General features: G+C 61.2%; 9 protein-coding genes and 2 pseudogenes. 4 read left to right on the forward strand and 7 right to left on the reverse strand.

Features of this window, described 5'->3' with window-relative positions:
* Positions 1-98, forward strand: a 98-nt coding sequence (locus ACODTZ_RS34260; RefSeq protein WP_489031633.1) for a DUF736 family protein, incomplete at its 5' end; no start/stop codon positions are given.
* 37 nt (positions 99-135) lie between these two features.
* Here ACODTZ_RS34260 and ACODTZ_RS34265 read toward each other — a convergent pair.
* Positions 136-2577 (reverse strand): TOTE conflict system archaeo-eukaryotic primase domain-containing protein, encoded by a 2442-nt coding sequence (locus ACODTZ_RS34265; RefSeq protein WP_489031608.1) that lies wholly within the window; start codon positions 2575-2577, stop codon positions 136-138.
* Between the two features lie 183 nt (positions 2578-2760).
* Positions 2761-2910, reverse strand: a pseudogene (locus ACODTZ_RS34270) (DUF736 family protein); the annotation flags it as partial.
* Positions 2911-3537: 627 nt separating this feature from the next.
* Between ACODTZ_RS34270 and ltrA the strand changes: the two are divergent.
* Both ltrA and ACODTZ_RS34280 read left to right on the forward strand, forming a co-directional pair.
* On the forward strand, positions 3538-5064 hold the full coding sequence (gene ltrA / locus ACODTZ_RS34275) for a group II intron reverse transcriptase/maturase (RefSeq protein ID WP_489031610.1): 1527 nt from the start codon (positions 3538-3540) through the stop codon (positions 5062-5064).
* 573 nt (positions 5065-5637) lie between these two features.
* On the forward strand, positions 5638-5811 hold the full coding sequence (locus ACODTZ_RS34280) for a hypothetical protein (RefSeq protein WP_489031612.1): 174 nt from the start codon (positions 5638-5640) through the stop codon (positions 5809-5811).
* A 3-nt stretch (positions 5812-5814) separates the two neighbouring features.
* Here ACODTZ_RS34280 and ACODTZ_RS34285 read toward each other — a convergent pair.
* The 5 genes and pseudogenes from ACODTZ_RS34285 to ACODTZ_RS34305 all read right to left on the reverse strand — a co-directional run bounded on the left by ACODTZ_RS34285 (position 5815) and on the right by ACODTZ_RS34305 (position 10941).
* Positions 5815-6739, reverse strand: a pseudogene (locus ACODTZ_RS34285) (ArdC family protein).
* 275 nt (positions 6740-7014) lie between these two features.
* On the reverse strand, positions 7015-7602 hold the full coding sequence (locus ACODTZ_RS34290) for a hypothetical protein (RefSeq protein WP_489031614.1): 588 nt from the start codon (positions 7600-7602) through the stop codon (positions 7015-7017).
* Between the two features lie 383 nt (positions 7603-7985).
* Positions 7986-8297, reverse strand: coding sequence for a hypothetical protein (locus ACODTZ_RS34295; protein ID WP_191192723.1), 312 nt, complete (start codon positions 8295-8297; stop codon positions 7986-7988).
* Positions 8294-9187: a DUF7007 domain-containing protein gene (locus tag ACODTZ_RS34300; RefSeq protein WP_489031616.1), complete on the reverse strand. Its 894-nt coding sequence runs from the start codon at positions 9185-9187 to the stop codon at positions 8294-8296. Before ACODTZ_RS34300 ends, ACODTZ_RS34295 begins: the two co-directional genes overlap by 4 nt.
* Complete coding sequence (locus ACODTZ_RS34305; RefSeq protein ID WP_489031618.1) at positions 9184-10941, reverse strand: ParB/RepB/Spo0J family partition protein; 1758 nt, start codon at positions 10939-10941, stop codon at positions 9184-9186. The genes ACODTZ_RS34300 and ACODTZ_RS34305 overlap by 4 nt, the downstream gene beginning before the upstream one ends.
* A 532-nt stretch (positions 10942-11473) precedes the next feature.
* On the opposite strand from ACODTZ_RS34305, the gene ACODTZ_RS34310 reads away from it, so the two are divergent.
* Positions 11474-11716 (forward strand): hypothetical protein, encoded by a 243-nt coding sequence (locus tag ACODTZ_RS34310; RefSeq protein ID WP_489031620.1) that lies wholly within the window; start codon positions 11474-11476, stop codon positions 11714-11716.
* Positions 11717-11863 lie beyond the last annotated feature (147 nt).

Genomic DNA, 11863 nt, shown 5'->3' on the forward strand with positions numbered 1-11863 from the left:
TCTCGCTCAAGCTCGACGATCCATCCTTCACGGCGCCGGTCTACGCCTCCCTCGTCCAGGGCGACAAAGGCGAGCACAAGCTCATCTGGTCCCGCTAAACTAGGTCAACGGCGCTCCGCTCACTGCGGGGCGCCCTCATTCGATCACATAGCCCAGCGCGCGATAGCCCACTCGTCGCTTTGCCGCCATCCGGGCCAGAACGGGAACGGTGCTATCCACGTAATCGACGACCAAGACGTCTTTCTTGCCATCATGCTGACGATGCAGACGTCCGACATATTGCGCCAAAGTTCCTTTCCAGGCGATCGGCATGGTGAGGAACAACGTGTCGAGCCGGGCGTCATCGAAGCCTTCCCCGATATAGCGCCCTATCGCAAGTATCAGACGCTCATCATCGTCTGCGACATTCAACGCCGTGTTGGCCTGCTTGCGATCCTTCGCCGACATGCCACCGCGCAGCACCACCAGATTTTTCACGAACGGCGAGAACTTCTGCTGGAGATAGTCGAGGTGATCCTTACGCTCCGTCAGCAGTATGGGCGAACGTCTGGCCTCAAGGGATTTCAGCACGTCATCGAATATCAGGTCATTTCGGCCTTGGTCCTGCGCAAGGGCCGCATAGATCGCTGGCATTGACGGGCGCTCGGCCGAGACAAGTGACGCTGGCAACTCGAACTTCGTCGAACGGTCGCGGGCACGGTGGCGAATACCACGCTCGGCAGCTTGAACTCTTGCATCGACCCGATGGCGAACGGGGCCGCATTGCATGAAGATAATCGGATGATGTCCGTCTTTTCGGGCGACCGTCGCTGATAGGCCAACCACGTATCGCGCCTTGGACCTGCGAGCGACAAGTTCAAAACTTGTAGCGGACAGATGGTGGCACTCGTCGACAATCAGATGACCGTAATTTCCCACGATGTCATCGACCTCGCCATTGCGAACCAAGCTTTGGATCAGCGCCACATCGATGACCCCTGTTGGCTTCCTTTTCCCGCCACCGATAATGCCGATCTGCTTTGGGTCGATGCTCAGGAAGGAACTCAGACGCTCTACCCACTGGGTGAGAAGCTCCCTGCGATGAACAAGAACAAGCGTGTTGCGGCTTCGATGTGCAATGAGTGCAGCTGCGACAACTGTCTTGCCGAAGGCGGTCGTGGCGGCGAGCACGCCGTTATCGTTGGCGACAAAAGCATCAAAGGCCCGCGATTGTGGCCGTCGCAGTTCCCCTTGGAACGAGACGCCGGCGGGTAGCGCATCTCCGTCTTCGCGGTGATCCTCCAGAATGGCGGTCGAGCCATGGCTCTTAATGAGCTCAATTGCTTCGTCGAAGCAGCCTCGTGGCAGCGCGACATGGCGTGGATGAAGCTCGGCACAGGAGATGATCCGCGGCTTGCCGAATGTCGGCAATCGCATTGCTTGCGCACGATAGAATTCCGGGTTCTGGAATGCTGCCAAGCGCACGAACTGCGCAATCAGCGCGGACGGAAGCTCGGTCCTATCGATGTAAACCTGGTCGGCAATCACGACCTTGATGCTTTGCGGGATCGCAGCCTCAATTCGCCGCGGCTCGCTACGACGTGACGGCAACATCTTCCACGGCTCATCGGCATGTTCGTCATCGACCGGCATCCGGACGCCCAAGACCCGCCCCGACAACTCGGCTTCGTCGGCGATCCTGAACACTTCGTCCGCCGACAACCTGGGTAAAGACGACAGGTATGCCCACTGGTCGTCGTAGGGTTGCAGGTCGCCATCGACAAAAACGCTATTGCCATTTTCTCGGGCTTTCCTTTGCAGGGGAAGCGCGATCAGATTGCCGAAGCCGCCAAGTGGCATGGTATCCTGGTTGGGAAAGAAACGGTCATAAGACGTGAAGCCGATCTCGGGGCGGTTTTCCATCGTCTCTGTTATGAGCGCGGCACCAAGTTGTCGGGCGATCCTCGCGGGAACGGGTTCTGAGAAGAATATCCAGACATGGCCGCCGTTTCCCGACCTCGACCGTTCGAGGGCTGCGGCAATTCCTTTTGCATGACAGGTTGCCAGCAACGCTCTGGTATCGTCCGCCCAGCTTTCCTTGTCGAAGTCGGCAGCAAGGAACCAGCATGTCTCGTCTTGCAGCAATGGATATACGCCGGCAACAAAGTCGCTTGAGCGGGCATCGCCGCCACGAAGGTGCCTTTCTATGATATCTTCGGAATATGGAATGAAAGCTTGATGCGGGCAGTCCCCGCATTTCACCTTCGGCTTGCCACAGATTCCTTTCGCCCACTCATTAGAACAGGCCGGCGAATAGCCGGAGCGTCCATCCTTTCTGTTTTCCCATCGAACCGGGTAGACATCGGGACGTCCGGCAAACAGCCGCCGGAACAATTCGACTTTCTCCGTCGGCGGCGAGTTGTTAGTAACAGGGGCATCGGCGAACGCTGGCTTCTCGGCCTCAGCCTCGCTATCGGAAATCAGCTTTTGCTCAAACGCTTCCAGTTCACGCTCAAGCTCTATCCGCTCTTCATTCAGTTTGGCTAACCGCCGTCGAATGCGCGCGATGTTCTCCGATGCATCACTCTTTTCCGGCAACTTTGCAGCTTTCGCCTAAATGACAATGCGGATCAGCATAGGCCAAAAACGTCCTAATTTTAAGACGGACTTGCATCACAACGGCCTCAAGGCTCCGGTATTATGTCGAGCAGAACCCGCCGCAAACACCGGCAAAATCGGCCTTCAGCGACTAACGCTGCGCATAATCCCGCTCTCTGCATAATCGACGCTGCCGGCGTAGACGCGAAACTGCGGGCCCTTGTCGGAGGGGTTTTCTACCCGGGCGATGCGGGCCTTGACGTTGAGGGCGAGCGTGCGGATGGAGCCGGTGAAGCCGTTTTCGGTGGAGGTGAATGTGCCGATGGTTGCCATTGTCGTATTCCGTGCGCCAAGAGTGATGGCTGGAAACCGTCACGCGCGCTTTTTGCCCCTGCAGGGTGGGAGACCCTGCCGCCCACATGCCGCAAGCATGGGGGGTCGAAGCAGACGGGTGAGGTAAGCCGAGTGCCTTCGGCAAGCCATAAATAAGCAGAACCCGTCAAAGTCGGAGGGTCAGGGACTTCCGCCCGTGGCCCGTCCGGCAAGCATGCCTGCTATGGGAAGAGTAATCGAACCGATGTCTGAAGCCTCGTTGCAACATGGAACCTGCCAAACCGGAAGTGGGCAGGTCGGTCGAAAGACCGGAGAAGCGCCGATCCCCGCTGGATTACCGGGGGTCAGGGGCGTGCGCAGTCGCGCGCGTCAGCCAGCGGCCCAGCTTGCGGTGGCCGATGGTCGGAGTTCTCACGGGGTAAAGTCGGTCCCTACGGCAGGCGAAGGGACATCAGGTGAACTTGGGAACCTTGCCGTGTTCTCTCTCGCAGGATTGCGCGAGATGATCGAGGCGACCGATGATCGGCACGGCAGGGGGCGGAGTCTTCGTAGTAGTCCGAGGGCGGGAAAGCCGTCCACATGGCGAAGGGAGACAGCGAGTGAAGTAAGCCGGCAGGAGGTGGGCCGATGAAGCCCGATGCGGTGAATACCGTGTTCGTCCTCGACATGCAGCGCAAACTTCACAGGTGGAGTGTCGCGGACGCCGACAAGGTGTTCGCGGACCTGTTCAACATCGTATGCGACCGCAGGACGCTCTCGGAAAGCTGGCGACGATTGTCCCGTAACAAGGGCAGTCGAACACCGGGAACCGATGGCGTCACGCGGAAAACGGTCGAAGAGCGGCCGGGCGGCGCTACGCAGTTCATCGAGGATATTCGAACCGAGCTGCGCGGCGGCACATACCGGCCAGAGCCTGTCAGGCAAAGGCTGATCCCCAAACCGGGTAAACCCGGCAAGGTACGTCCACTCGGCATTCCGACGCTCAAAGACCGACTGGTACAAATGGCTTTGAAGCTCGCGCTGGAACCGATCTTCGAGGCGGACTTCTATCCGACCTCATACGGCTTCCGGCCCGGCAGGAGCACCCATGATGCGCTGGCGAACATCCAGCGTCATTTGCACCCCACACCGAGCGGCACCTCCGAGTATCGCTGGGTGATAGAAGGGGACATCAAGGGCTGCTTCGACGCCGTCGATCATCATGTGCTGATGGAACGGGTACGCTGCCGTATCGCGGATCGCAAGGTCCTTGGGCTGGTGCTCGCCTTCCTGAAAGCCGGTGTCATGGTCGAGGGCTCCGTCCGCCACCCTGTCACGGGTACCCCGCAAGGTGGCATCATCTCGCCGTTGCTGGCCAACATCTATCTGGCTGCCATTGATGAGAGGTATGGACGGTGGTCGATGCGTCCTCGCGAGCGACCGCAGAATGCAGCCGATCGGCGGCTTTACGACCGCCGGAGAAACAGGCCGACATTCTTCGCCGTTCGATATGCCGACGACTTCGTCGTGCTGACGGACGGAACACGCGAGGAAGCGGAGACCGAAAAGCTGGCGCTGGCGCAGTTCCTACAGCAGGAATTGCGCATGGAACTGTCGATGGAAAAGACCAGGATCACCCAGGTTGGGGAAGGCTTCGACTTCCTCGGCTATCGGGTGGTGCAGACCAAGGCTCACCGCACCGGTCGTATGGTCGGCAATCTCTTCATTCCGAAGAGCAAGCTGAAGGATTTGCGCCACAAGATCAAGGTCAGGGTGAGGGAGACGCCGACAGGTCAATCCCTTGCCGATCTCATCGAGAGCCTCAACCCAGTCATTACCGGCTGGCGAAACTACTACCGCTACGCCACATGGGCCACGCGGGACTTCTCCGGTCTGGATTGGTGGCTATGGGAGCGCATCGGGCGATGGCTGCGCAAGAAGCATCGAAAGGCGACATGGCGTGAACTGTGTCGCCGCTTCCGCGCGACAGCGCCCGAAAGCCGCTGGCGATGGGTCGACGGACCGAAATCGCTGCGGTTCTTCCGGGAAGGAGGATCGATCCGCTTCCCGTTCCGGGGCATACGAATACCAAACGGATGGAACGACCCTGACGAGAAGTTCCGAAAAGGAGCTGATCGCTTCTGGGCATCGTTCGACACCCTCATGTCCGTGTGAGGGCCACCCGTGGCGATAGCCACGCATGGAGAGCCGGTGGCTTGGAAACTTGCACGTCCGGTTCGGCGAGAGGGGCGCAGAACCCTCCTGCCGCGAGGCAGGCAGGCGCTGTGCTCCTACTCTACTTTTCTCGTGTTCGGGCCGCGCCCATCGCGACCTCGATAGCTGTCAAAAGACCGGTGACGATCGGACCGCACCCAATAGGGCCGGAATGAAATGGAGGGCGGCAAGTCGCAGATTTGTTAGTGGGTGAGGAGGAAGGCGCAGCCTTCCGGGGTAAGAAATCTGCGGCTTGCCGTTGCGGGAAGACGATCGAGGCGCAGCCGGTCTCCGGTCAGACATGCCTCATCGAGCCCGCAGATGGGTTGCCGGAAACTCTGACGTGAAGGGATATGGCAATGGTGTTCCGCGGTACTTGCGTTGGGCAAGAATGGCACCCTTGGCCATGCCGCACTTGCATCGACGCCGTTGCACGCTTCAGTCGGGGACAGAGCCCCTTCCCATCGTTGGCTCGCTTGCCCGATCTCCCCTGTGCGATATCGTTGCACTCGCGAATCGCCACCTGGAGGATCAATGCGCCAGCAGACCAAGCCGTTCATCGCCGAACGTAGACCGACCCGCAAACCCAAACCCGACGCTCAAAAACCGTCAATCTGGGGAAGGCTGGATGCTGACATCGCAAAAGGTCTGAAGGACGAACGGGATGAGGATCACGCAGCCGCCACCGGTGATGACGGCCGCGCCTGAGCGTCAGGCCGCAGCCTTCACATCCGCTTCCGGCTGCAAGCAATGCAGGAAACTCACGGCACGCTGCGCATGGGCCGCCGCCTGGAAGATCGCCCGCTTGTCGTTGGCCAGCACTGAAAGCCACGACTTCAGGTAGGACGCATGGTCCGGCCGCGGCTCGAGCTCCGGCGCGATACCTAGATCGGCGCAGAGGAAGCAACTGCCGAGCTCAGGCAATGAGTTCTTCGCGGGCGCGATCCGTCCGGTCCTTCGCATAGCGCGATAGATCTCGTCCGACGCGATGTTCCGCCGCCGTCCAATGGGTCGCCTCATGGCTGAGGACAGCCGCGTAGCCGGCAGCATCGCGAAACGCCTCGAAGGGCGGCATCTGGATGTAATCCATGATCGGCGAGTAATAGGCCTGGTTGCCGCCGTGCCGGATGACCGCGCCGGTGTTACGGAAGAAGAGATCGGCCATCTCGATCCGCTCGACAGGATCCCGGACCTTGGCCGGCGGAGCATGATAGGTGTCGGGCAGACCGTCGATCTGCTCGATGTTAAACACAGAATACGCCTTCAGGAACGGGATTTCCCGATCGACATCATTGCCGTTTCCGTCGGCCACCGACTTTGTGAAGCGGCTGGCAAAGACGACCGTCGAGCCGGTTTCGCCCTTTCGCACGGCCCCGCCCAGCTCGAGGGCCTGTTTGAAGGTCATCCACATCGAGGAGGAGAAGCCGCGCGATACCTGCTCCGACCACAGGAGCAGCACGTTCATGCCGGAATAGGGGAGGCCGTTGTGGCGCATCGGCCGCGTGATGCGACTATGCGTGTTGGCGGCGCTCCATGGTTTCATCCAGGGACGCACGCCCTGTTCGAGATCCTCAACGATCCGATCGGTGATCCGCGTGTAGATGTCGATACGCTCCGATTCCGCTTTCTTCGTCATGACTTCTTCTCCTTTTCTTAAGGCCGCGCCTGTCGCGGCCCGTCACGGAGGTCCGAAGTCAGGGGCCGATGGTGCGGCCATGCACCGGAACGGCCGCAACAGCGTGGAGGACGGCAAAGCCGTTGCATGGGTGCCCGGCTCCTGCAGGACCGCCGAGCGGGACGGGCCGCGATAGGCGCGTCTTCAGCCTTTCTTCTCAACATGGAAAAGGCCGGCGCCTGCGAGCGCCTGCCTCGGAACATGAAGAAAGGGCGGGGCGCGACCCCGCCAATGTGTTATCCGAAAGCGGCCAACTGAGCTTCGGCTGCTTTGCGGTCGAGCGATGCGCCCGGATTTTCGACCGGCCGGTCGAAAGGCTTCCAGGTCTCGCCGATGACCTGTTCGTAAGCCGCGACTGCGCCCTCGGCTGCCATGCGCAGCGCGTGCGATTGGACACCCATGTCGGCCGCGAACTCCCGCTTGCGCTGGGCGGCGCTGTCATAGCCGACCGGACCATCGAGATCCTCGTCGCGGGCATCGTTGGACGCCTTCGCCGTTGCGTCGCGCGCCTCGGTGACGGCGCGGGAGTAGAACTGTCCGGCACCATGCGCGGATCCGACGAAGGCCCCGACGATGCGCTGGAGGTGGATCTGCATGGCCTTCTCGCCGAGGCCTTCGGACAGGCTTTCGGCGGTCTCGACGATCAGCCGCTCGTGAAGGCTGCGGATGCCTTCGCTGTCGACGACTGCCGTGCCGAAGCTTGTCGCGATCTTGGACGCCTGGGTGGCGTCGGGGCAGGAGAGGCGGACCATTTCGAGGGTGGTACCGCGGCGAGATTGCGACGACCTGGTGTTGGAGCGATTGGGGGTAGAGGGCTTGGCCATGTCTGTTCCTTCCTTGGTTTGCGAAGCGGTTCCGGCCCGTGCCGGTCTGCCCTTCGATGCGGACGACCAAGAACCGGCAAGGGACGGGCGGCTTCACAGGTCCGATCCGGCTGAGCCAGCAGGGCAGGGTTGCGGGCCAGCAGGTCTTGACCTGAGCAGACCGCGAGCCTGCCCTCGCGCAGAGAGGCTGGATCGGCCGCCCCGCGGCGCGCAAGCGGCCTTGAAACGACCGGCCGCCGGTTCAGACCGCAGCGAACAAGAAGGGCAGTCCGCCACGGGTCCGATATCAATCCCAAGGCAAGCGACAGACATGGCCAAGCCCACCATGACGATGACATCGCAGCCGGGTAGGACATCGCCAGGTCCTTTCGCCTCGGGTCCTCCTATATCGCAGGATGCAGCACAGGCTCGCGGTCGCGATGCTGGAACGCCCCGATGACCTGCTCCTGCATCGCCAGCCTGCAGGCGATCATGTCGAGTTCGACCCAGCGCTCGAAGGCAAGGCGGTCGACGATCTCCCGATGGTAGAGACGGGGACTGGACCGGCGCCGCGCGCGGCTCCGGACCTTCACTGTGGTCGCCTGTCTTCCGGCGCGCGCCGCAATCTGGCGAGTCAGACAATCGAGATGCCGCTGGGTCTCGCGCCGGGCGCCGATTGCTTTCGCCAGCGGCCTCAAAAGGCGGATGTCGCTCATGACCCATCCCCCCGGCTTCGCCAGCCAATGAGGGAGGAGGGGCCATGATATTCAGCGTGACGAGCGAGATCGATGACGAAGCCGAACCGCCCCCGCCCCGCATATTCGTCGCTTGCCACCAGAAAGCGGCGTTCTTCACCACCGCGGATCTGGCCTCCGCCGATCTTCGCCACGACCTCCGTCATGCCGGGGCGCTGATCGGACAAGATTGCCGACATAACGATGTAGTCCGCCGCATGGCGTTGATCGAACGCACGGCGATCTTTTGCCCAGCTCTCGCCCTCGGCGAGCGTGCGGCCATGGATTTTCTCCCAGGCGTCGGGCCAGATATTGCGGATGGTCTTTTCTGCCGTTGACCGCTCGTAGGCGGTGAAGAGGTCCGGGAAACTTACCGCGACGATCGCCCATTCACAGTCTTCCTCGTACCAGGGCATATCCTTGCGCAGCAGCGGATGGACCTTGGCATTACGCTCTGTCGACAGATGGAAACCGCCATGCCCTGATGTCATGTGAGCGACGACGCCCTCGGCATAGACAACCGCCGTCTGCGATCCGCCCCATGGTGTGCTTACCGACATGCGGGTTTGCACGCGGTGCAGCTTGGCCAGTTCGCGTTTGTGACCAGCAGTCTCGGCAACGCGCGCCCGGAACTCGGCTTCATCGGCAACCCGGCCGTCATGCCCGATGAATTCTGCCCGCGTCAGATCGGCGAGTGGCCGACGGATCGCACCGGCGCTTGCAACAAAAGCAAAGCCGCTGGGTGATGTGACCATGGCAAGGACCAGGTCACCGATGCGGGCCAGGGGCAGGCCGTCTGCGCTGGTGGCAAACTCCACCCCCGAAAGATCGGGGGTGGAGTTTGCAATGTTCGACTGGAGGGCGGCGGTCATGCTGCATCCCTCAGATCGACATCTTCATCATAATCATCATGACCGGGCAAATCCGCATCCTGCGGCTCGCCATCGACCGCATCGTCGCTATCGTGTTCTGGCTGATCTACTGATAGGTCATCGAGATCGCTGTCGCCGTGATTTTGGGACCCCGCGTCAATGACATCCGTGGCGGCGCCTGCCCGGATCCAGTCCAGCAACTCGTCAGCCGGCGGTGCGAAGCGACCCGACGGATGGACAAAGTGCTTAGTTGCGAAATGCTCGACGAGCGCTGTACGCGTCTCGCGGACCTTCGGGCGCGGCTGGATCGATGCCTCAGCGCAAGAGGCTTCCAGTGCCTGGCGCGACAAGCACAAGAGGAAATCTTCCGAGCCCATGTTTGGCAGGAACGCGTCGGCGCCGATCGCCTCGCCGGCGATGCGCGCGACCATGCCGCTGTTCGACATGCCCCGCCGGCACGAGAGGACGTCGATCAGCACCGAGCGGGCGGCGACCCGAAGCGTGTCCTGATCGAAGGCGAGCTTGCCATGCTCGTCAAATAGTCCGACGGCATGACGCGAGAAGCGCTTGCCGCCGTAGAAGGTGCCATCTGCGCCGGAGTCGATGCGGACATTCTGGCCGGCGAACGCCAGGACCATCAGCGCCATCAGCATATCATCCTCGATCCGCGCGCGACCGAGCGCATCGTGCAGGGCATCAGTGCGGAAATCGCCGATCATGTCGTGGCCCTTCTGCGTGACGTCGGGCCGGGCTTTCGGCGTGGCGACTGCGTCGGTGTCATCGCCGCCAGTGACCGATCCGTCGCCAACAGCACCCTTCGGCTTCGCCGCCTCGGGCATGCGGTAATGCACCGTCTGGACCTTGCCGTCACGATCGAGGTAGAGCGCCGTATGGTCGGACTTGGACGGCTTGCCGTAAACTTGGGATCCCTTCTTCGGCAGTTCCGGCTGGCCCCAGCTGTTGACCTCGACGATCACGCCGCGCTTCGGCAGGTTGCTCGTCATCCATTCGTGCTGGGCGCCAAGAAAACCTTCGACATTGGTGGTGTAGCGGCCGTCCTCGTCGGCCGGTGCGAAGAGATCCTCCACCCATTCGATGCCGTAGGCCTGAGCCAGATCGTCACCGAAGCTCGCGTCCCTGGCATACATGCGCTTTTTCGTCAGCGCATTGGCGATCTGCCACCATGGCGCCGTATCACCCTTCTTTGGCTTGTGCGCCTTCCAGACTTCTTTCTGATCGACTTGGCCCGCGGCCGCGATGACCCGTAGCTGCTGCTCGGACGGCATGTCGCCCAGCGCCATCTGCTCCAGCATAGCTGGCAGGACATTGGCAAGCAGGCGCAGCTTGCGGATCTGGCGGACGGGAAGAGCAAGAGCGACGGCGATCGCTTCCTCTGTCCAGCCTAGTGCAACAAGGCGTTCAATACCTCGCCATTGGTCGACGGGATTGAGCGCTTCGCGAACGCTGTTCTCGACCATGGAACGCATCGCGCCATTGTCGTTGGCTGCATCAACGACGAGGATTTCGATTTCTTCGAGACCGGCCGCGATGGCGAGGCGCACCCGACGATGCCCGGCGTCGATAATGTAGCCGTTGCCACCATCCGTCTCCGGGGCGACCACCGGCGGCTGGACGATGCCGACGGCCTTGATCGTCGCCAGCATCAGCGCATCGGCCTGCGGCGACGACTTCGACTGGCGCATCCGGTCGGGGTTTTCCTTCAGAGCGCGCGGGTCAACCTTGATGATCTGCATGGGATTTGTCCTTGTCTAGAGAGTTCCGGACCGGCGCCTTGCCAGCCCTTCCTGTCTTCATTTTTCTCGAAGACATCTCCCGGACCGCTGATCGGCCGGACTGACGCAACTGCGACCGAGCATCCCTGCTGCGAAGAATAAGCGGGGCTGACAGCCCTGCGAAGGACGAGTAGCCGGGATGGCGCAGGTGGCGGTTGAGCAGCTGCGTCGGCAGGAGGATCGATCAGCAATCGGTTCGTTTCCTCCTTCATTTCCTCTTCTCTACCGGAGCGCCGGCTCGCGCACGCGCAGGCGCTATAGGCACGAAGAACCTTTCCAGGAAACCGAAACGCAAAAGGGCGCTCGACCCGCGAGGGGAGCGCCCTTTTTCTGATCCCGGACGACATCGAAAGCCACAGCGATTGCGGCGGCAGGACATCATCTGAACGGGAAGTGATGCTCAGATATTGTTGATGGTGGGAAAATTCAAGTCGCGACCGTGAACACTCGCTGATAATTTTCGCCACCCTCCAAGAGGGCCAGTCGAGGAAAGATGAGTACAGATCCTGAAACCCGGAGGGCCATCGCAGACCGCGCCATTAATCGCGCGAAGTCGCGTGGTATGCCGATCGACGAGGACCCAATCTTTATGGCTCTGCTGGATGCATGGATCAGTGGCGACATCGACATGCGTACGATGCGCGAGCGCTATCTCGACAGTTTTTCTCTCAAGGAAGAACAGCGCCGTGGTCGGCCGCCTGGCCCGGACGAGATATCTTCGGATGATGATGTGTAAGAAAAAAGGGCCGACGGAAAAACCGCGGCCCATAAAGTGTGGAGATCTTTGACCTCCAGAGGGGAACAGCTGTTGCGGCGGAACTGGGAGGTGACCGTCATGTGCATCAGCTGTGGGCTTTATGCCTGATTTTTGACCATTCGGAAA

This window comes from Rhizobium sp. FG113 (genome assembly GCF_057809895.1).

Coding starts and splice junctions, on each gene's coding strand:
- ACODTZ_RS34290 (WP_489031614.1), bottom strand. CDS start 7,602: ATGGCCAAGCCCTCTACCCCCAATCGCTCCAACACCAGGTCGTCGCAA.
- ACODTZ_RS34305 (WP_489031618.1), bottom strand. CDS start 10,941: ATGCAGATCATCAAGGTTGACCCGCGCGCTCTGAAGGAAAACCCCGAC.
- ACODTZ_RS34295 (WP_191192723.1), bottom strand. CDS start 8,297: ATGAGCGACATCCGCCTTTTGAGGCCGCTGGCGAAAGCAATCGGCGCC.
- ACODTZ_RS34300 (WP_489031616.1), bottom strand. CDS start 9,187: ATGACCGCCGCCCTCCAGTCGAACATTGCAAACTCCACCCCCGATCTT.
- ACODTZ_RS34310 (WP_489031620.1), top strand. CDS start 11,474: ATGAGTACAGATCCTGAAACCCGGAGGGCCATCGCAGACCGCGCCATT.
- ACODTZ_RS34280 (WP_489031612.1), top strand. CDS start 5,638: ATGCGCCAGCAGACCAAGCCGTTCATCGCCGAACGTAGACCGACCCGC.
- ltrA (WP_489031610.1), top strand. CDS start 3,538: ATGAAGCCCGATGCGGTGAATACCGTGTTCGTCCTCGACATGCAGCGC.